Source organism: Hydrogenophaga sp. A37, assembly GCF_002001205.1.
Taxonomy (GTDB): domain Bacteria; phylum Pseudomonadota; class Gammaproteobacteria; order Burkholderiales; family Burkholderiaceae_C; genus Hydrogenophaga.
On the sequence record NZ_MUNZ01000128.1, the window covers coordinates 61732 to 82157 of the forward strand.

Annotated in this window: 17 protein-coding genes; 4 read left to right on the top strand and 13 right to left on the bottom strand. The window is 68.9% G+C overall.

What is annotated here, in order from left to right; translation table 11 throughout:
* Window positions 1-29: 29 nt before the first annotated feature.
* The 10 genes from B0E41_RS17640 to glgB form a co-directional block, all read right to left on the bottom strand.
* Window positions 30-710, bottom strand: a complete 681-nt coding sequence (locus B0E41_RS17640) for an ankyrin repeat domain-containing protein (protein WP_077332715.1) — start codon at window positions 708-710, stop codon at window positions 30-32.
* Complete coding sequence (locus B0E41_RS17645; protein WP_077332717.1) at window positions 707-1198, bottom strand: heme-binding protein; 492 nt, start codon at window positions 1196-1198, stop codon at window positions 707-709. The genes B0E41_RS17640 and B0E41_RS17645 overlap by 4 nt, the downstream gene beginning before the upstream one ends.
* A 103-nt stretch (window positions 1199-1301) precedes the next feature.
* A complete protein-coding gene (locus B0E41_RS17650; protein ID WP_077332719.1) occupies window positions 1302-1934 on the bottom strand; it encodes a response regulator in 633 nt (210 codons plus the stop codon).
* Between the two features lie 192 nt (window positions 1935-2126).
* A complete protein-coding gene (locus B0E41_RS17655; RefSeq protein WP_077332721.1) occupies window positions 2127-3608 on the bottom strand; it encodes an ATP-binding protein in 1482 nt (493 codons plus the stop codon).
* A gap of 122 nt (window positions 3609-3730) precedes the next feature.
* Entirely contained in the window at window positions 3731-6208 is a 2478-nt protein-coding gene (locus B0E41_RS17660; RefSeq protein ID WP_077332723.1) for a glycogen/starch/alpha-glucan phosphorylase, read from the bottom strand.
* 36 nt (window positions 6209-6244) lie between these two features.
* On the bottom strand, window positions 6245-7777 hold the full coding sequence (gene glgA, locus B0E41_RS17665; protein WP_077332759.1) for a glycogen synthase GlgA: 1533 nt from the start codon (window positions 7775-7777) through the stop codon (window positions 6245-6247).
* 147 nt (window positions 7778-7924) lie between these two features.
* The gene (gene glgC, locus B0E41_RS17670; RefSeq protein WP_077332725.1) at window positions 7925-9187 is read right to left on the bottom strand and encodes a glucose-1-phosphate adenylyltransferase; all 1263 of its coding nucleotides are present in this window, start codon (window positions 9185-9187) and stop codon (window positions 7925-7927) included.
* Between the two features lie 64 nt (window positions 9188-9251).
* The gene (malQ, locus tag B0E41_RS17675; protein ID WP_077332727.1) at window positions 9252-10763 is read right to left on the bottom strand and encodes a 4-alpha-glucanotransferase; all 1512 of its coding nucleotides are present in this window, start codon (window positions 10761-10763) and stop codon (window positions 9252-9254) included.
* A gap of 22 nt (window positions 10764-10785) precedes the next feature.
* The gene (glgX, locus tag B0E41_RS17680; protein WP_171984805.1) at window positions 10786-12939 is read right to left on the bottom strand and encodes a glycogen debranching protein GlgX; all 2154 of its coding nucleotides are present in this window, start codon (window positions 12937-12939) and stop codon (window positions 10786-10788) included.
* A 2-nt stretch (window positions 12940-12941) separates the two neighbouring features.
* The gene (glgB, locus tag B0E41_RS17685; RefSeq protein WP_253194979.1) at window positions 12942-14852 is read right to left on the bottom strand and encodes a 1,4-alpha-glucan branching protein GlgB; all 1911 of its coding nucleotides are present in this window, start codon (window positions 14850-14852) and stop codon (window positions 12942-12944) included.
* Window positions 14853-14949: 97 nt separating this feature from the next.
* Between glgB and B0E41_RS17690 the strand changes: the two genes are divergently transcribed.
* From B0E41_RS17690 to B0E41_RS17700, 3 genes are read left to right on the top strand one after another with little or no spacing between them, the layout of a single operon-like run.
* Window positions 14950-15879, top strand: a complete 930-nt coding sequence (locus tag B0E41_RS17690) for a cation diffusion facilitator family transporter (RefSeq protein WP_077332761.1) — start codon at window positions 14950-14952, stop codon at window positions 15877-15879.
* Window positions 15876-16316, top strand: a complete 441-nt coding sequence (dtd, locus tag B0E41_RS17695; protein ID WP_077332734.1) for a D-aminoacyl-tRNA deacylase — start codon at window positions 15876-15878, stop codon at window positions 16314-16316. The genes B0E41_RS17690 and dtd overlap by 4 nt, the downstream gene beginning before the upstream one ends.
* Before the next feature lie 28 nt (window positions 16317-16344).
* A complete protein-coding gene (locus B0E41_RS17700; RefSeq protein ID WP_077332736.1) occupies window positions 16345-17343 on the top strand; it encodes a Rid family hydrolase in 999 nt (332 codons plus the stop codon).
* A 32-nt stretch (window positions 17344-17375) separates the two neighbouring features.
* Here B0E41_RS17700 and ybeY read toward each other — a convergent pair whose 3' ends face one another.
* Entirely contained in the window at window positions 17376-17828 is a 453-nt protein-coding gene (ybeY, locus tag B0E41_RS17705; RefSeq protein WP_077332738.1) for an rRNA maturation RNase YbeY, read from the bottom strand.
* Between the two features lie 4 nt (window positions 17829-17832).
* Window positions 17833-18813: a PhoH family protein gene (locus tag B0E41_RS17710; protein ID WP_077332740.1), complete on the bottom strand. Its 981-nt coding sequence runs from the start codon at window positions 18811-18813 to the stop codon at window positions 17833-17835.
* Between the two features lie 37 nt (window positions 18814-18850).
* Here B0E41_RS17710 and ruvA point away from each other — a divergent pair, with 37 nt between their 5' ends.
* The gene (ruvA, locus tag B0E41_RS17715) at window positions 18851-19429 is read left to right on the top strand and encodes a Holliday junction branch migration protein RuvA (RefSeq protein WP_077332742.1); all 579 of its coding nucleotides are present in this window, start codon (window positions 18851-18853) and stop codon (window positions 19427-19429) included.
* 216 nt (window positions 19430-19645) lie between these two features.
* Here the strand turns inward: ruvA and B0E41_RS17720 are convergent.
* A partial coding sequence (locus B0E41_RS17720; protein WP_077332744.1) for a carbonic anhydrase family protein occupies window positions 19646-20426 on the bottom strand: 781 nt, incomplete at its 5' end.

The window sequence follows — 20426 nt, forward strand, 5'->3', positions numbered from 1 at the left end:
ATGGAGGAAGCGCAGGCGCGAACAAAGGCTCAGCGCGCCCCAGCCTTCTCCAGCATCGACACCATCGCCGAGTACCCGCGAGCCTTCGCCAGCGACAGCGGCGTCTGGCCGCTGCGATCCGCCAACTGCAGGTTCGCCCCCCCATCGATCAATGCCTTCAACGTCGCCTGGTGACGCGCACCCCCATCGCCCAGCACGATGGACTCGATCACGGCGGTCCAGTGCAGGTTGTTCACATGGTCCAGCGGGGCCCCGGCGGCGATCAATTGCCGCACCACGCCGTCGTGCCCCAGGTGCGCCGCCGCGATCAAGGCAGTGCCGTCGTAGCGGCTGGTTGTCTGCTTCACGCTCGCACCCAGCTGCAGCAACACCTTCAGCGTGTCCTCGTCGTCGGCCACCGAGGCGATGGTGACAGCGTCGTAGCGGTCGCTCTCCAGCTGGTTCAGATCGGTGCCGGCCTTCGCAAGCGCGCGGATCACCTCGCGCTGCCGGGCAAAGGTCGCTACGTGCAGTGGCGTGCGCCCGTGCCCATCGGTCGTGTTCAGCGCCGCGCCCGACGCCACCAGTCGCTGCAACTTGGCGAGGTCGCCCTTGTGCGCTGCCATGTGCAGACCGGTGTAGGCCGCCGCCTCGGCCGCGCTGGGCGCGACCTGGGCTTGCACGCTGATGCCGCTCAAGGCCAGCGACACGGCCAGCAGCAGCGTTTTCATTTCAGCAGCTCCGCGACCTTGGCAATGCCCGCGTTCGCGCACTGCTCGTCCAGGTGACCACCGGGTGCGCCGCCCACGCCCACAGCGCCAATCACTTCGTTGCCCACCTTCACCGGCACGCCGCCGCCCAGCACCAGGAAGCCAGGGATGTCCACCAGCGTCGCGGCGCCGGGGTTCTTCTGCAGGTTCTCCAGCATCGCGGTCGTGGTGTTGCGGGCCGAGGCCGAGGTGTAGGCCTTGCCTTGTGCGGCGCCCACGGTGTGCGGGCCGGCGTTGTCCGCGCGCTGCAGGGCGCGCAGGGTGCCGGCGCGGTCGACCACGGCGGCGGTCACGTTGTAGCCGCTGGCGCTGCACGACGCCACGGTGGCGGCAGCGATCTGGTTGGCCAGGTCCAGCGACATGTTTTTCTCGGTGCGAACAGCCTGCGCGCTGGCGGCGCTGGCAATCAGGGACAGGGCGATGGCGGCGAATTTGACGGCGTGTTTCATGCGGTTCTCCAGGGAGTTGAACGGTTCGATCAACCGTGGGAGAACTGTAGAAATTCGCCGGCGTCACCGCCATTCGGGCGGCTACGTGCGGCGCTCCGTAGAACTACGGAGCGCCATTGTCGGCATCGACCAGCGCGGCGTAGTGGCGGATCAGTTGCGCTAGCGACTCGGCCTGCAGCTTGGCGAACAGGTTGGCGCGGTGGGTCTCGACCGTGCGCGGCGAGAGATCGAGCGCACGTCCGATCTCCTTGTTGGTCAACCCTGCCACGATGAAGCCCAGCACCTCTCGTTCGCGCTCGGACAGCTGCGCGTAGCGCTCACGCGCGGCACGGTCGGTCTGGTGGCGCTCGCGCGAGCGCACGTGCTGGCGCACCGCGTTCTGCAGCGCCTCGATCAGCAACTCGTCGTTGACCGGTTTCTCCAGGAACTCGGCGGCCCCCGCCTTGAAGGCGCGGCGGCACATGTCTACCGTGCCGTGACCGGTGAGCATGATCACCGGCTGGTCCACGCCCTGCGCCACCAGCGTGTCCAGCACCGTCAGGCCGCTGATGCCAGGCATGCGCACGTCGAGCACGATGGCGCCGATGGCCCCGCGGTCGAAGCCGTCGAGAAAGGCTTGCGGGTCGCTCCAGGTCGTGACGCGCAGGCCCACGGTGCCGATCAGCAGGGCGAGGCCCTCGCGAACGGCCGCGTCGTCATCGATCAGGTGGATGGTGGGCGACAGGGTCGGGCTCATGCGGCAACCACCGCTCTTTGTGCTGCGGTGCGAGCTGGCTTGGGGCGGCCCGGCGAGGCGCTCACTGGACTGCCCTCCGTGCTGCGCACTGCGGGGCTGAGCGCCTTCGGAACGGCCGGGCGGCGCTCACTGGAGTACCTTCGCACTGCGGGCTTCGGTGCGAGCTTGCTTGGGAACGGCCCTGCGCGGCGCTCATCTGTGTTTCTCCGCCAGCGGCAGGCGCAGGCTGAACACCGCGCCGCCCTCGGGCCGGTTGGCGGCGCTGAGCGAGCCGCCCATGCCGCCGGCGAGGGTTTCGCATAGCGAGAGGCCCAGGCCGAGGCCGCCTTCTCGGGTGGAAAAGAAGGGCTCGAACAAGCGCGGCAGCACCTCTGCCGGTATGCCGGGCCCGCTGTCGGCCACGCGCAGTTCGCCTTGTCCTTCGGTCTGCGACACGGTGAGCAAGAGCTGGCGCGCCAAGGGCTTCACCGCTTCCAGCGATTGCAGGGCATTCATCAGCAGGTTGTGCACGATCTGGTCCAGCGCCACCGGGTCGGCCGCCACCGTCACCGCGCTGGTCGCCTGCCATTGCGGCACGACGCCGCGGCGCTCGCACTCGGGCTCCAGCAGGTACAGCGCCCGGCGCACGGCATCGGACAGGTCCACGGCGAGCACGCCGCCGCGCGTGTCTGGCCGCTCGACGGCGCGCCTCAGTCGACCCACCACCTCGGCGGCGCGCCGGGCCTGCGCGGCGGCCTGTGCCATGGCGGTGCGTGCGGTGTCCAGCTCGGGCGGGTCGTCGCCCAGCAGTCGCTGCGCGGCCTGGGTGTTGGCCAGCACGGCGGTGAGCGGCTGGTTGAGTTCGTGCGCCATGCCGGCGGCCAGCTCGCCCAGGGTGTTCAGCCGTGCCACCTGGCCGAGCCGCAACAGTTCTTCAGCGCGGCGCCGCGCCATCCGCTGGCGCTGCCACTGGGCCAGGGCCGCGAGCACCAGTGCCACTGCGAGCGACCATGCCAGCATGCGGCCCCAGGGCAGTTCGCTCCAGCCCATGTGCCGCGTGGCGACCACATCAAAAGGCTGGCTCTCGGCGGCCAGGTGTTTGTGGAATTCAAAGCGCCAGCCGCCGGGGTTCGCCTGCGCGGTCGTGTCGCCCGCCTGCAGCTCGACCGTCTGGCCGTCGTGTTCCAGTGCGACGCGCACCGGGCTGCTGGCGGGCTTCATGGGCCAATCGGCCCAGGGCACCATGCCGCGCAGGTCGATGGTGAGGGCGAAGGCCGTGGGGTCGGCGGCGAGCACCAGCCGGTAGCGGCCGCTGGCCAGGTCCACCGCCGCGAGCGCGGCGCGCCGGCGGGTCCGCGAGTCGGCTTCGGCGGCGCTCAGTGCCGCATCGGGCCAGGCGGCGTTGCGGTCGCGGCGCTGCACCGCGAGGATGTGCGGGTAGAGCGCAGGCAGGCGCTGTTCGGGCGGTGTGGCACCGGGCGATTCAGGCCCGGGCTGCAGCAGAGCCAGGGTGGCAAGGATGGCGTCGTGCTGCACCACCTGCTGGCTCAACAGCCGGTGCACGATGCGGGCGTCGGTTTCGAACAGGGCGCGCTGCTCGTCGATGGCCTGCCGCGCAAGCACCACGGCGCCAGCCAGCGAGGCCACCGCCCCGACCATCCACCACCACCGCGTGCCCGAACCCGTGTTGCGCATGCGGCGGATTCTGGCACGCACGCCGGATCAGAGCCTTCAGCGACCGCCGCGAAGGGCCGCCCCGAGCAAGGTCAGCCCCCCTAGGGGGGCAGCGAACCACACAAAGTGGGGAGCGTGGGGGTTCAATTGAACAGCGGCTTCACGTTCCAGATCTCGTCGGCGTATTCGCGGATGGTGCGGTCGGACGAAAAAGCGCCCATGCCGGCCACGTTCATGATCGCGTGGTGGGCCCACTCGCTGGGGCGGCGGTAGAGCTCGTCGACCTTCTGCTGGGTCGCGATGTAGTCGGCGTAGTCGGCCAGCAGCAGGTAGTAGTCCGATTCGAGCAGCGTGCGCGTGATGTCGTGGAAGCGGTTGGGCTGCTCGGGGCTGAAGGCGCCCTCGGCGATGCGGTCGATGGCGGTCTTCAGGTCGTAGTTGTGGTCGTAGAAACGGCGTGGGTTGTAGCCGCTGGCGCGCAGGGCGGCGACCTGCTCGGTGCGGTTGCCGAAGATGAAGATGTGATCGAGTCCGACGTTTTCGGCGATCTCGATGTTGGCGCCGTCCCAGGTGCCGATGGTCAGCGCACCGTTGAGCGCGAACTTCATGTTGCCGGTGCCCGAGGCCTCGGTGCCGGCGGTGGAGATCTGCTCGGACAGATCGGCCGCCGGGATGATCACCTCGGCCAGCGACACGCGGTAGTTCGGCATGAACACCACCTTGAGCTTGTCGCCGATGCGCTTGTCGTTGTTGACCACGCGCGCCACGTCGTTGATCAGCTTGATCACCAGCTTGGCCATGTAGTAGGCCGATGCCGCCTTGCCGCCGAAGATCACGGTGCGCGGCACCCAGTTGGCGTTGGGGCGGGCCAGGATCTGGTGGTAACGCGTGACCACGTGCAGCACGTTGAGCAACTGGCGCTTGTACTCGTGCATGCGCTTGATCTGCACGTCGAACAGGCTTTCGGGGTTGACCACGATGCCGGTCTCTTTGACGATGCGTTCGGCCAGGCGCTGCTTGTTCTGGGCCTTGGCCAGGCGAAACGCGCTCTGGAACTCGGTGTCGTCGGCCAGCTCGCGCAGTTGCGCCAACTCGTCGAGGTGGCGGCGCCAGGTGCTGCCGATGCGCGCGTCGATCAGCGCCGACAGCGGCCGGTTGGCCTGCGAAAGCCAGCGGCGCGGCGTGATGCCGTTGGTCTTGTTGTTGAAGCGCTCGGGCCAGATGCGGGCGAAGTCGGCAAAGATGGTTTCCACCATCAGCTGGCTGTGCAGCGCCGAGACGCCGTTGATCTTGTGGCTGGCCAGCACCGAGAGGTAGGCCATGCGCACGCGGCGCTGGCCGCTTTCGTCGATCAGCGAGATGCGGCGCAGCAGCTCGTTTTCGCCCGGAAAGCGGTCGTGCACCTCGGCCAGGAAACGCGCGTTCAGGTCGTAGATGATGCGCAGGTGGCGCGGCAGCAGGCGGCCCATCAGCTCCACCGGCCAGGTCTCCAGCGCCTCGCTCATCAGCGTGTGGTTGGTGTAGCTGAAGATGCGCTGGCACAGGTCCCAGGCGGTGTCCCACTCCATGTGGTGCTCGTCCACCAGGATGCGCATCAGCTCGGGCACGGCGAGCGCCGGGTGCGTGTCGTTGAGGTGGATGGCCACCTTGTCGGCCAGCTGGTCGAAGCTGCCGTGCGTCTTGAGGTAGCGGCGCACGATGTCCTGCAGCGAGGCGCTGACGAAGAAGTACTCCTGGCGCAGGCGCAGCTCTTTGCCGTGCTCGGTGCTGTCGTCGGGGTAGAGCACGCGCGAGACGTTTTCGGATTCGTTCTTGGCCTCGACGGCGCGCATGTAGTCGCCCTTGTTGAAGGCGTCGAGGTTGATGCCGCTGGAGGCGCGCGCGGTCCACAGGCGCAGCGTGGCGACGCTGCTGAGCTCGTGGCCGGGCACGCCGCTGTCGTAGGCGGTGGCGATGACGTCGTCGGTGTCGACCCAGCGCACGTGGTCACCTTCCTGCAGCAGCCGGCCGCCGAACTGCACGGGATAGCTGAACTCGGGGCGCATGAATTCCCAGGGGTTGCCGTTGACCAGCCAGTAGTCGGGCTCTTCGACCTGTCGCCCATCGACGATGCGCTGCGCGAACATGCCGAAGTCGTAGCGGATGCCGTAGCCCATGCCGGGCAGGCCCACCGTGGCCATGGAGTCGAGGAAGCAGGCCGCCAGGCGACCCAGGCCACCGTTGCCCAGGCCGGCGTCGGTCTCCAGGTCGATCAGCGCGTCAAAGTCGGCACCCAGCTGCGTGCAGGCGGTTTTGGCGTCGTCGTAGATGCCGACCGCGAGCAGGGCGTTGGTGAGGGCGCGGCCGGTGAGGAACTCCATCGAGAGGTAGTACACGCGCTTGGCGTCGCTGTCCTGCGACACGGCCAGGGTCTCGCGCCAGCGGTGCATGGTGCGGTCGCGCACGGCGTGGAACAGGGCGAACAGCCAGTCGCGCCGTGTGGCCGAGCGCAGGTCTTTTCCCACCGCGTAGACCAGCCGGTTGGCGATGGACTTGCGCAGCGCGTCGACCGTGTTGTCCAGGTGGTCGTATTCGAACGGTGCGGTGGTGGTGCCGACGGTGGGGATCAGGGGGGTGTTCATGGGCTCGGTTCGAAAGCGGTGAGAGGGTGGCCGGCTTCAAGCAGAAGCCGTGCCAGTGGCGTCGGCGCGGGCCTGCTGGTAGACCCGCAGGGTGTCGGAGGCGGCGCGCGCCCAGTCGAAGCGCAGCGCCATGGCGTGGCGCTGTACCGCCTGCCAGTCGGCCGGGCGGCGGCGCAGCGCGAAGGCGCGGCGCAGGGCGGACAACAGGCTCTCGGTGTCGAGACTGCGGAACACGAAGCCGCTGGCGCTGCCGTCGTCGAGGTTTTCAAGGCTGCAGTCGACCACCGTGTCGGCCAGCCCGCCCACCGCGCGCACCAGAGGGAGCGTGCCGTAGCGCAGGCCGTAGAGCTGGGTCAGGCCGCAAGGTTCGAAGCGCGAGGGCACGAGGATCACGTCGCCGCCGGCGATCACACCGTGGGCCAGCGACTCGTCGTAGCCGATGTGAATCGCCACCTGACCGGGGTGGCGCTGGGCCGCGTGCTGCAGGGCCTGCTCGATCAGCGGGTCGCCCGCGCCGAGCACGGCGAGCTGGCCACCGCGCTGCACCATCTCGTCGATCACGCCGGGCAGCAGGTGCAGGCCCTTTTGTTCGGTGAGGCGGCTGACGACGACGAACATCAGCCCGTCGGGCCGCTCCTGCAGGCCCATGCGCTGCTGCAACCGCGCCTTGGCCTCGGCCTTGCCCTGCAGGCGGTCGGCGTCGAAGCCGGGCGACACGAGCGGATCGGTCGCCGGGTTCCACACGGCGTCGTCCACGCCGTTCAGGATGCCGTGCAGCACCGGGCGGCGGTGGCGCAGCAGGCCGTCAAGCCCGCAGCCCTGCTCTTCGCCCGTGATCTCGCGCGCGTAGCTCGGGCTCACGGTGGTGATGGCGTCGCTGTACCGCAGGCCTGCTTTCATGAACGAGACCTGGCCATGGAACTCCAGCCCCTCCAGGTGAAACAGCGCGTCGGGCAGGCCCAGGCGGGCGCAAACCTCGGGCGGGAACACGCCCTGGTAGGCCAGGTTGTGCACGGTGAACACGGTGGCGGGGCGGCGGTGGCCCGCGGACACCAGCCGGTTCAGGTAGGCGAAGGCCAGACCGGTGTGCCAGTCGTGGCCGTGCACCACATCGGGTTGCCAGGCCGGGTCCAGACCGGTGCCCAGCAGCGCCGCCGCCCAGCCCAGCCAGGCGAACTGGTCGGCGGCGTCGGCCCAGGGCTTGCCGCTGGCGTCTTGGTACGGGTTGCCGGGACGGTCGAACAGACCGGGTGCGTGCAGCAGCCACACGGCCTGTCCGCTGGCCTCGATGCGACCGCACTGCAGCCAGGGCGACGGCCCCGGCGTCGGGCGCGGTGCCGGACCCAGCCCCGCAGGCAGACCCATGCTGCCACCCGCCGGCACCAGCAGGCTCGGCCCCTCGGGCGTGACACCGGCCACGATGGACGGGAATGCGGGCAGCAGCAGGCGCACGTCAGCGCCCTGCGCCGAGAGGGCCGGCGGCAAGCCCGCGCTGACGTCGGCCAGCCCCCCGGTTTTCAGCAGCGGATAGACCTCGGAACAGACGTAAAGGACTTTGGGGGAGTTCATGCAGAGACCCATACAGAGCGAAAGTCAGAACGCAGGCGAGAGGATGTTCACCCAGCACACCGCGGAGCCGGCTTTGCCGGGCCGCCAGTGTGGCCCCCCTTCCAGGGGGGTGACGCCGAAGGTGGCGCTGGGGGTATCGGTATCAAGTTACTCCAACGCCATGAGCATGGCTTTTGTCACCAGCACCACCCCGCTGTCGGTGCGGTAGAAGCGGCGCGCATCTTCGGCCGCGTCGTAACCGATCTGCATGCCTTCGGGGATCACGCAGCCGTTGTCGATCACCACCTTGCGCAGCTTGCAGTGCCGGCCCACGTCCACCTCGGGCAGCAGCACGGCCTCATCGACCTGGGCAAACGAGTGGATGTAGACCTTGGAGAACAGCACCGAGCGGTTCACCGAGCCGCCCGAGATGATGCAACCGCCCGAAACCAGCGAGTCCACCGCCATGCCACGGCGTCCGTCGTCGTTGAACACGAACTTGGCCGGTGGAAGCTGTTCCTGGTAGGTCCAGATCGGCCAGTCGCGGTCGTACATGTCGAGCTCGGGGGTGGTGCCGGTGAGGTCGAGGTTGGCGGCCCAGTAGGCGTCCACCGTGCCCACGTCGCGCCAGTAGGCCGGCGCCTCGGGCGAGCTCTTCACGCAGGACATGCCGAAAGGGTGGGCCACGGCCTGGCCCTCCGCCACCATGGCGGGAATCACGTCCTTGCCGAAGTCGCGGCTGGAGCCGGACGTGGCCGCGTCCTTTTCCAGCGCGGCAAACAGGTGCTGGGCGTCGAACACGTAGATGCCCATGCTGGCCAGCGACACGCCGGGCTTGCCGGGCATGGCCGGCGGGTGTTCGGGTTTTTCCAGGAAGTGGGTGATTTGGCGGTGGCCATCGATGGCCATCACGCCGAAGGCACTGGCCTCTTCGATGGGCACCTCGATGCAGGCCACGGTGCACTTCTTGCCCTGGGCTACGTGGTCGGCGATCAGCTCGGCGTAGTCCATCTTGTAGATGTGGTCGCCTGCCAGGACCAGGATGTATTCCGGCTTGTGCGCGCGCAGGATGTCCAGGTTCTGGTAGACCGCGTCGGCCGTGCCCAGGTACCAGCTCTCGTCGTCCATGCGCTGTTGCGCCGGGAGCAGGTCGATGAACTCGTTGAATTCGTTGCGCAGAAAGCTCCAGCCGCGCTGCAGGTGGCGCAGCAGGCTGTGCGACTTGTATTGGGTGAGCACGCCGATGCGGCGCACACCTGAGTTCAGGCAGTTCGAGAGCGCGAAATCAACGATGCGGAACTTGCCGCCGAAGTACACCGCCGGCTTGGTGCGGCGGTCGGTCAAGGCCTTCAGGCGCGAGCCGCGCCCGCCCGCGAGCACCAGACCGATGGTCTTGCGGGCCAGGTGTTGGGGGGTGTTCTTGTGTTCCATGTCTGTCTCCTGTTGTGATGAAAGGCGGGGGGAAGGGAAAACCGGAGCGCGGCGCAGGGAGGGCTCACTCCAGCCTCCAGCGGCCGTGGGCACGGGTCATGGCGGCCAGGCGCTCGGCCGGCAGGTGGTCCACCTGGCTCCAGTCGAAGCGCCATTCCCAGCAACCGGTGGCCAGGCCGGGGGTGTTCATGCGGTGTTTGGTGTCCAGGCCCAGCACGTCCTGGAACGGCAGCACCAGGGTGTTGGCGACCGACATCGACAGCGCGTTGATCAGGGTCCAGTGCGGCTCGGTGTCCACGCCGAGACCGAGGTAGGCGCGCGCCGAGGTCTTCTCGCCAGCCGGCGCGCTGTTCCACCAGCCCACGGTGGTCTCGTTGTCGTGCGTGCCGGTGTAGGCCACGCTGCCGCGCTCCAGGTTGTGCGGCAGATAGGGGTTGGCCGGGCCGCTGCCGAAGGCGAACTGCAGGATGCGCATGCCAGGGAACCCGCAGGCCTGTCGCAGTACCGTGACCTCGGGCGTGATCAGGCCCAGGTCTTCGGCAATGATGGGCAACTGGCCCAGCTCTTCCTGGATGGCGTCGAAAAAAGGCCGGCCGGGGCCGGGCTGCCACTGCCCGGCCACGGCGGTGGGCTCGCTGGCGGGGATTTCCCAGTGCGCCTCGAAGCCGCGGAAGTGGTCGAGCCGCACCACGTCCACCTGCTTGAACAGGTGCGCCAGCCGGTCTTTCCACCAGCGGTAGCCGTCGTGGGCCATGGCTTCCCAGTTGTAGAGCGGATTGCCCCAGCGCTGGCCGGTGGGGCTGAAGTAGTCGGGCGGCACGCCGGCCACCACGTGGGGTTCCATCTGTTCGTCGAGCAGGAACTGGTCGGCGTGGGCCCACACATCGGCGCTGTGGTGCGCCACGAAGATCGGCGCGTCGCCCACCATCTGCACGCCGCGCTCGCGCGCGTAGCCGCGCAGCGCCTGCCACTGCACCCAGAAGCGCCACTGCACGAAGCGCCAGAAACCCAGCGCGTGGGCCGACTGTTCGCGCACCGCTTCCAGCGCGGCGGGGTCGCGCCGGGCCAGCGGCTCGGGCCAGAGCGACCAGGGGCCGCCATGGCGCTCGTCGAGCACCATGAAGAGGGCGTAGTGATCGAGCCAGTGCGCGTGTTCTTCGCAAAAGGTGGCGAGTGCTTCGCGGCAGACCTCGGTCGCGCGCTGGCTGAAACCGTCCCAGGCCTTGCGCAGGCTGGCCATGCGGTACGGGGCCGCGCGCTCGAAGTCGCAGCGGTGGTGGTCGAAGCCCTTGCGCGCCATCCAGGGCAGCCAGCCCTGCTGCACCAGGTCGTCCAGGTCCACCAGGAGCGGGCTGCCGGCGAAGGCCGACACGCTCTGGTAGGGCGAGTTGCCCGGGCCGGCGGGCGAGAGCGGCAGGATCTGCCAGAGCGACTGGCCGGCCGAAGTCAGCCAGTCCACGAAGTGGCGCGCGGCGGGGCCCAGGTCGCCCGAGCCATGGGGGCCGGGCAGGCTGGTGACGTGCAGCAGCACACCGCTGGTGCGGCGCGAGAGGATGTCGTGGTGGTGCGGGTTCATGGCGTGGTGCGTGGGGATGGCATCAGCCTTGCAAACTCTGGACCAGCAGGTGCACGCCCGGTTCGTCCAGCAGCAGCTCCCCGGTGTGGGTCACGCCGCTGGCGGTGTCGGTGCAGGTCAGCGCGCGCGTGCTGTCCAGCCGCAGCGACCAACCGCCCGGTGGCAGCGCCATCGTGGTGGGGCCGTGGCCGGCGTGCCAGACCAGCAGCAGGCGCTCGGTGGGCGCCTGGCCGGGTTCGGCCGCCGAGATGAGTGCGCCCAGTGTGCGGTGGTCCGGGCTTTGCCAGGCTTGGAACGACGGCGCCAGGCCGTTCACGTCCAGCCAGGCGATGTCGGCCGGCCCCCCTTGGGCGGGTGGCTGGCCGCTGAACCAGCGGGCCTGGCGCAGGCCGGGGTGCAGGCGGCGCAGCGCAGCCAGGCCGCCCACGAAATCGGCGAGGGCGGTGTCGGCCTGCGCCCAGTCGAGCCAGGTGATGGCGTTGTCCTGGCAGTAGCTGTTGTTGTTGCCCTGCTGGCTGTGGCCGATCTCGTCGCCGGCCAGCAGCTGCGGCGTGCCCTGGGCGCAGAACAGCGTGGCCAGCAGGGCACGCCGCCACAGGCCGCGCCGGTGTTGCACTCGCGGATCGTCGCTGGGGCCTTCCACGCCACCGTTGGCGCTCAGGTTGTGGCCGTGGCCGTCTCGGTTGTCTTCGCCGTTGGCGCGGTTGTGTTTGCGGGCAAAGGCGGTGAGGTCGGCGAGGTTGAAACCGTCGTGCGCGGTGAGCAGGTTGACGCTGGCGGTGGGCTGGCGGCCTTGGCGGCGGAAGCGGTCGCTGCTGGCGCAGACGCGGTTGGCGAGCTCGCCGCGCGTGGCCGGGTGGCCGAGCCAGAAAGCGCGCACGCCGTCGCGAAACGTGTCGTTCCACTCCAGCCAGCCGGGCGCGAAGCCGCCCACGTGGTAGCCGTTGGGGCCGATGTCCCAGGGCTCGGCGATCAGCCGCGCGCCTCGCAGCACCGGGTCTTGCTGCATGGCACTGAGCAGGGCGGCATGGGGGTGGAAGGCGTGGCCGAGCGCGGCGACGCGGCCCAGCGACACGGCGAGGTCGAAGCGGAAACCGTCCACGCCGTAGGCCTGCACCCACCAGCGCAGGCTGTCCATCACCCACTGCAGCACGCGCGGCTCGCTCACGTTGAGGCTGTTGCCGCAACCGCTGAAGTTGTGCGGCACGCCGTGTTCGCCCATGGCGTACCAGGCGTTCTGGCCGAGGCCGCGCCAGCTGAGCGTGGGGCCGTCGAGGTCGCTCTCGGCCGTGTGGTTGAACACCACGTCGAGCACCACCTCGATGCCCGCACGGTGCAGCGCATCCACCATCTGGCGGAACTCGGCGCGCACGGCGGCGGCCTGATCTGCCGTGGCCGGATCGGTGCCGCCGGTGGCGGCCGCGTAGGCGGGCTCGGGGGCGAAGGCGTTGAGGGTGTTGTAGCCCCAGTGGTTGACCTGGCCGCGCGCCAGCAGGTGGCGCTCGCTGATGTGCTGGTGCACGGGCAGCAGGCAGACGGTGGTGACGCCCAGGCGCTGCAGGTGGTCGATGACGGCCGGGTGGGCCAGGGCGGCGTAGCTGCCGCGTTGCGCCTCGGGCACTTCGGGGTGCAGCCGGGTCAGCGCCTTCACGTGGGCTTCGTAGAGGAACACACGCTCACCGGCGATCACCGGGCGCGGCGCGATGGTGTGGCCGGCGTTCAGTTCGGCCTGGGCATCCAGCACCACACATTTCGGCATGGCCGCCGCGTTGTCTTGCGGATCGGGCTGGTGCTCTGCCCAGGGCTGGCTGGGTTTCAGCGGGTCGACCGCCGTGTGGCCGGTCTGCAGCGCCAGCCGCTCGGTGCCGCTCACCAGGGCCAGTGCCCAAGGATCGAGCAGCAGGCGGGCTGCGTTGAAGCGTTGCCCGGCGTCGGGGTTCCAGGGGCCATGGGCGCGCAGACCGTAGAGCTGGCCCGCGGCCAGACCGGGCACGAAGCGCGACCAGAGGCCGTTCCCCGCGGCCTCCAATGCCAAGCGCCCGGTGGACCGTTGCGCCGCATCAAACAGCTCCACCTCGATGACATGGGCCTCGGGCGCCCAGACGACAAAACGCACGCCGCGCTGCCCGTGCTGCTCCAGAACATGGGCTCCAAAATCAGCGTCGAGTGGCGCCATGCTCATGCCCTCGCGGGCGCTGGCTGTAACCACATGACCGCCAGCGGTGGCAGGGTCAGGCCGACGGACCAGCCTTGGCCGTGCAAGGGTTGTGCCTCGGCATCCACCAGCCCGTGATTGCCCAGGTTGCTGCCACCGTAGTGGGCCGAGTCGGTGTTGAGGCACTCGCGCCAGGCGCCATCGTGTGGCAGACCGACGCGGTAACCGTGGCGCACCACGGGCGTGAAGTTGGCGACCACGACCACGGTGTCTTCCAGCCGCTGTCCGTAGCGCACGAAGGCCAGCACCGACTGGTCGGCGTCGTCCACCACCAGCCACTGGAAGGCGTTCGGGTCGGTGTCGCGCGCGTGCAGCGCGGGCTCGCGGCGGTAGGTGTGGTTGAGGTCGCGCACCAGTTGCTGCACACCGGCGTGCGCCGGGTCGCCGAGCAGGTGCCAGGGTAGCTCGCTGTCGTGGTTCCACTCGGTGGGCTGAGCCAGCTCGGCGCCCATGAAGAGCAGCTTCTTGCCCGGGTGCGCGTACATCCAGGCGTAGAGCGCGCGCAGGTTGGCGAGCTGCTGCCAGCGGTCGCCGGCCATCTTGCCCAGCAGCGAGCCCTTGCCGTGCACCACCTCGTCGTGCGAGAGCGGCAGCACATAGTCTTCGCTGTAGGCGTAGGCCATGGCGAAGGTCATCTTGTTGTGGTGCCAGCGCCGGTTGACCGGGTCTTCCGACAGGTAGGACAGGGTGTCATGCATCCAGCCCATGTTCCATTTGTGGTCGAAGCCCAGGCCGCCTTCATTCACCGGGCCGGTCACGCGCGGGAAGGCGGTGGACTCTTCGGCAAGGGTGGTGGCCTGCGGCGCCTCGCGCTGCAACACCTCGTGCACCTCGCGCACGAAGGCGATGGCCTCGTAGTTCTCGCGCCCGCCGTCGCGGTTGGGCACCCACTCGCCTTCGGGGCGGCTGTAGTCGCGGTAAAGCATGGAGGCAACGGCGTCCACGCGCAGGCCGTCGATGCCGTACTGCTCGATCCAGAACAGTGCGTTGCCGACCAGGAAGTTGCGCACCTCCAGGCGGCCGAAGTTGTAGATCAGCGTGTTCCAGTCGCGGTGGAAGCCTTCGCGCGGGTCGGCGTGTTCGTAGAGCGCGGTGCCGTCGAAGCGCGCGAGCGCATGCTCGTCGGTCGGGAAGTGGGCCGGCACCCAGTCCAGGATGATCTTCAAGCCGGCGGCGTGCGCCGCATTCACGAAGCGGCGGAAGCCCTCGGGCGTGCCGTAACGCGCGGTCGGTGAATACAGGCCTGTGGGCTGGTAACCCCAGGAGGCGTAGAACGGGTGCTCGCTGACCGGCAGCAGCTCCAGGTGGGTGAAGCCCATGCCGGTGGCGTAGGGCACGAGGTGCTCGGTCAGGTCGTCCCAGGTGGGCAGGGTGTGCCCGCCGCCGGGTCGTTTCCACGAGCCCACGTGCACCTCGTAGACCGCCATGGGCGCGGCCGGTCGCGTGTGCGCCGCTGTGGCCACGGGCGCCGTGCGCAAGGGTTCGCAGACGCGCGATGCGTTGCCCGGGGGCAGCTCGGTTTCGCGCGCGTAGGGGTCGGTCTTCATCACGGTGCTGCCGTCGGCGCCGTGCACCTCGAACTTGTACCAGGCGCCCACGCCGGCCCCGGGCACGAACAGCTCCCAGACCCCGCATTCGGGGCGCAGCCGCATCGACTGCACCTGCCAGCCGTTGAAGTCGCCCGTCAGCCCGACGTGGCGCGCCGCTGGCGCCCACACGGCAAACGCGGTGCCCGCAACGCCACCCATCACCGTGGTGTGGGCACCGAGCTTTTGCCAGGGCCGCAGGTGCTTGCCCTCGGCGAGCAACCAGGCATCGGTCTCGCCGATCCAGAAACCAGGAGAAGAGGGGGCGTCGGGTGGGGTGGGGATCATGGTGTGTGGTCTCTGGGACATTCTGTCACCGAACGGGAACCAGGCGGTTACAGATGGGGGTGACCAAGGGGTGATGGCGCTGGGTGACAATCGCTCCATGCCCACGTCCGCCACCCGTTTTCTCACCCCGCAGCGCCTGCTCATGGCCTCGGTGGTGGTGGCCCTGATCACCATCACGCTCAAGACCCTGGCCTGGTACGTCACCGACTCGGTCGGCCTGCTGTCCGACGCAATGGAGTCGCTCGTCAACCTGGCCAGCGCCGTCTTCGGTCTGGTGATGGTCACCATCGCGGCCCGCCCTGCCGACGACGACCACCCCTATGGTCACCACAAGGCCGAGTACTTCTCGTCGGGGTTCGAAGGCATCCTCATCATCGTCGCGGCACTGGGCATTGTCTGGACGGCGGTCAACCGCTTGCTCGACCCCCAGCCCATCGAGCAGGTGGGCTGGGGCCTGGCACTGTCGGTGGCGAGCTCGGCGCTCAACGGCCTGCTGGCCTGGGTGATGTTTCGTGCGGCGAAGGAACACCGGTCCATCGCGCTGGAGGCCGACGCGAAACACCTGACCACCGACGTGTGGACCTCGGCCGGCGTGGTGCTCGGCATTGCCCTGGTGCACTACACGGGCTGGCTCTGGCTGGACCCGGTGGTCGCCATCGGCGTGGCGCTCAACATTTTGAAAGAAGGGTTCCACCTCATCTGGCGCTCGTCGCAGGGGCTGATGGACGAGGCCGTGGAGCCCGAGATCATGGAGGCGATCCAGCAGACGCTGGACGGCTTTGCGAGCCAGCGTGGCGAGACCGCGATCATCCGCTTTGACCACGTGAGCACCCGCAAGGCCGGCCAAAGGCGCTTCGTCGATCTGCACATGCACATGCCGGCGAGCTGGACGCTCGGGCGCGCTGCCGCCGTGAGGGCCAGCGTCGAGCAGGCCTTGATGAGCGCTGTGCCGGGGCTGCGCGCCTCGATCCAGCTGCTGCCGAGCGACGTGGAAGCGCATTTCTTTGACGAGGTCGACCTCAAGTGATCTCCCTTCTTCAGCGCGTGAGCGAAGCCCGTGTCGTGATCGCGGGCGAAACGGTGGGCCAGATCGGCGTCGGCCTGCTGGTGCTGGTCTGCGCCGAACCCGACGACACCGAGGCCATTGGCGAGAAGCTGCTCGCCAAGCTATTGAAGCTGCGCATCTTCTCTGACGACCAGGGCAAGATGAACCGCAGCGTGCAGGACGTGGCCGGCGGCCTGCTCATCGTCAGCCAGTTCACCCTCGCCGCCGACACCCAGAGCGGCAACCGCCCCGGCTTCAGCAAGGCCGCGCCACCCGCGCTGGGCGAGGCGCTCTACGACCGCTTCGTTGAGGCCGCGCGGCGGCAGCACCCCGTGGTACAGACCGGCTGCTTCGGCGCCGACATGCAGGTCCACCTGATCAACGACGGGCCGGTGACGATTCCCCTTCGCATGGGCTGAGCGTCCCGCTCCTGTTTTCTTCGATGACATGACCCTTCAACTGTTCGATTCCTTCTCCGCCGCTCCACGCCCCGACGCCAACCGCATCCTGGGTGGCTTCCTGCTGGGCGATGCGCCCGCCGACGCCGCGCCAGCCTGGCCGATGCAGCGCCTCGTCACCCCATTGCTCGGCGTCGACCGACGCGGGTTTGAAGAGGCCTGGGTGGTGCCCGGCGACGTGCCGATGCTCGCCGGCCACGCCGAAGGCATCGCCTGGCGCCGCTGCGGCGACCTGCTGTTCGGCGTGATCGATCTGGACGAAGTGCAAGTGGCCGCCAAGCCGCCGCGCTCGGCGCTGCACATCGCGAGCGAGATGGCCTACGCGCGCATCTTCCGACTGCTCGACGCGCAGGGCCTGCCCCACCTGTGGCGGCTGTGGAACTACATGGCCGACATCAACGGCGAGTCCGACGGGCTGGAGCGCTACCGCCAGTTCAACATGGGGCGCGCCGAGGCCTTCGAGCACGCGGCGCGCAGCGTGGTGGGCCGTGTGCCGGCGGCGTGTGCGCTTGGGCTCGCGGGCGGGCCGCTGAGCATCGCCTTCCTGGCCAGCGCCACACCGGTGATCCCGATCGAAAACCCGCGCCAGGTCAGCGCCTTCCTGTACCCGAGTGATTACGGCCCGCGCCCCCCGACCTTTTCGCGCGCGGCGCTGGCGCAGACGGCTGATCAGGAATTGGTGTTCGTCTCGGGCACCGCCAGCATCGTCGGCCACCAGACCGTGCATCTGGGGGATGTTCGGGCGCAGACCGCTGAAAGCCTGGACAACATCGCGGCGGTGCTGGAGGCTGCGAAACCGCATTCACGCCGCGGTGGGTTCGCGCTGCCGGATCTCGCCTACCGTGTGTACGTGCGGGACGCCGCCGATCTGGCGGTGGTGCGCGAGGTCATCGCCGCGCGCGTGGGCGGTGCGCCCGCGGTATGTGTGCTGGCCGACGTGTGCCGGTCGGATTTGCTGGTGGAGATCGAAGCTCAAGGGGTTCGGTAGCCCCCCTGCGCCGATGGGTCGATGAGGTCCTGTCAGTACGGGCTGGCGATGCCCAGCCCGGAAAGGATCTCAATCTCCCGCGCTTCCATTTCTTCGGCGTCGGCTTCGCTGGTCTCGTGGTCCCAGCCCTGGGCGTGCAGCGTGCCGTGCACCAGCAGGTGCGCGTAGTGCTCGGCCAGTGGCTTCTTCAGTTCCTTCGCCTCGCGCGCCACCACCGGTGCGCACAGCACCAGGTCGGCCATCACCAGGGGCTCGGTGGCGTAGTCGAAGGTCAGCACGTTGGTCGCGTAGTCCTTCTGGCGGTAGCTGCGGTTGAGCGCCTGGCCTTCTTCGGCGTCCACGATGCGAACGGTGATCTCTGCATCGGCCTCCAGCGCGTGGCGGATGCAGCGGATGACCCGGTGACGCGGCAGCGCGGCGCGGTGGGTGGCGGCGTCCGTCAGGTCGCCGAATTGCAGAGACAGGGAGAGCGAGGGCAGGGCCATGGGGTCAGACCGTCTTGCGGCGGGCGCGTTTCACCGGCGGCGCGTCCGCAGCGCCAGGGCTGCGCGCGTCGTAGGCGTCCACGATGCGCGCCACCAGCGGGTGGCGCACCACGTCGGCGCTGGTCAGCCGGTTGAAGGCGATGCCGGTCACGCGCTTCAAGACGCGCTCGGCGTCGATCAGGCCAGAGAGCTGCGTCACCGGCAGGTCGATCTGGCTCACGTCGCCGGTGATGACGGCCTTGCTGCCGAAACCGATGCGCGTGAGGAACATCTTCATCTGCTCGACCGTGGTGTTCTGCGCCTCGTCGAGGATGACGAAGGCGTGGTTCAGCGTGCGCCCGCGCATGAAGGCCAGGGGCGCGATCTCGATCTGCTGGCGCTCGAAGGCCTTCTGCACCTTGTCCGTGCCCATCAGCTCGTAGAGCGCGTCGTACAGCGGGCGCAGGTAGGGGTCCACCTTCTGGCCCAGGTCGCCGGGCAGGAAGCCGAGCTTCTCGCCGGCCTCGACCGCCGGGCGGGTGAGCACGATCTTCTGCACCGCGCTGCGCTCCAGGGCATCGACCGCGCAGGCCACGGCCAGGTAGGTCTTGCCGGTGCCGGCCGGGCCGATGCCGAAGGTGATGTCGTGCGTGGCCATGTTCTCCAGGTAACGCGCCTGGTTGGGCGTGCGCCCGCGCACCTCGCCGCGCCGCGTCTGCATGGCCAGCGCACCGTCGCCCGGCTCGGCCAGCGCCGTGTCGCCGCTCAGCATCAGCTGCACCTGTTCGGCCGGGATCGGCTTTTTCGCCATCTGATACAGCGCCTGGATCACCTCCAGCGCCTGCTGCGCCTTGGCCTTGGGGCCTTCGATGCGGAACTGCTCGAACCGGTGCGCCACCTTGATCTGCAGCGCCGCCTCGATGCTGCGGATGTGGCTGTCCATCGGGCCGCAGAGGTGGGCCATGCGGGCGTTGTCGGGCGGGGAGAAGGTGTGGCGGAGGATCAAAACGGATAATCCAGGACAGTCCAATGAAAGGTCTTCAATGATAGGCAAGTTGACCGGCACGCTGCTGGAGAAAAATCCGCCCCAGATCCTGATCGACTGCCATGGCGTGGGTTACGAGGTGGACGTGCCCATGAGCACCTTCTACAACCTGCCCGCGCTGGGCGACAAAGTCTCGCTGCTCACGCACTTCGTGGTGCGCGAAGACGCGCAGCTGCTCTACGGTTTTGGCAGCGCGGCGGAACGCGAGGCCTTCCGCCAGCTCGTCAAGATCAGCGGCATCGGCCCCCGCACCGCGCTCTCGGTGCTCTCGGGCATGAGCGTGGGTGATCTGGCGCAGGCGGTGAGCGCGCAGGAAGCCGGCCGCATCGTCAAGGTGCCGGGCATCGGCAAAAAAACCGCCGAGCGCCTGTTACTCGAACTCAAGGGCAAGCTCGGCGCCGACCTGGCCCTGCCCGGCAGTGGCCCGGTGCAGAGCGACGTGCAGAGCGACATCCAGCAGGCGCTGATGGCGCTGGGCTATAACGAGAAAGACGCCGCCGCGGCGCTCAAGGCCTTGCCGCTGGAGGTGGGGGTGAGCGAGGGCATCAAGCTGGCGTTGAAGGCGTTGGCGAAATAGGGGAATGCCAACCCTCAGGCCAAAGAAAGGGAAGCCCGGCCGGGAACGCGGCGGAACCGGCTCCGCCGGGCCGTACCGCGTTGCCCCCTCCCTGGTGGGGTGACGCCGTAGGCGGCGCGGGGGCGACGGAATTCAGCGCCGGGCCGCCCCAAGCTGAATTCGCTCCCCCTCGGGGGGCAGCGACCCGCGCAGCGGCGGAGCGTGGGGGTCACTCCCTCACTGCGCTTCCCGCACCACCCGCCCGTTGAGCGCCTGCACCGGCCGTGCGTTCATCGGGAACAGCTGGGCAAAGAGCCTGAGCTGCTCCCGGCTCACCGTCACCGGCGCCTTGATCACGTTCCACAACACGCCTTCGGTGCAGGGCGGTGTGGTGAGGGAGCCCATGAACTGGTAGTAGCGCTGGTCTTGCGGCAGCAGTCCGCGCATGTCGATCAGCGCCGCGGGCAAGGGCACGCGGTCGCCGCTGTCCAGCGGCATGTGGGTCCACACCTTGTGGATGAGCTCGTTGGCCGCGCCCGGATCGATCAACACGGCGACCACGGCCAGCTGGCCCTCGTCGTTCTTGTGCACCAGGTGCGCGACCATCGAGAAGCCCTTGTGGTTGACCTTTTCTTCCGCCGGGTGGTGGAAGTGGAACTGCAGCAACTGGTAGGTCGATCCGCGCACGCTCAGCGTGTTGCCGGGTTCCAGATCGACCTGGATGGTGTGGCCGTTGTTTACCACGCTGCCACCGCTGGGGCGGTAGTTGAACTCCAGCGGCTCGGCCGGGCCCTGCAGCGTGCCGGCTTCCTGGATGTGCACGGGCGACTGGCGCTTGCCGACGGCGCAGGCGTTGAACTCGGGTTTCACGCTGGCCCATTTGTCGGGACCGTATTCGCCTTCATAGGCCCAGTGGGGTTGATGGCCTTTGGCACCATGGGCTTCGGGCGCGGCGTGGCCGCTGCGGATGGCGGCGCTGGCGCGGCTGTGTTCGCGCGGTGGGGCCGCGTTGGCGTGC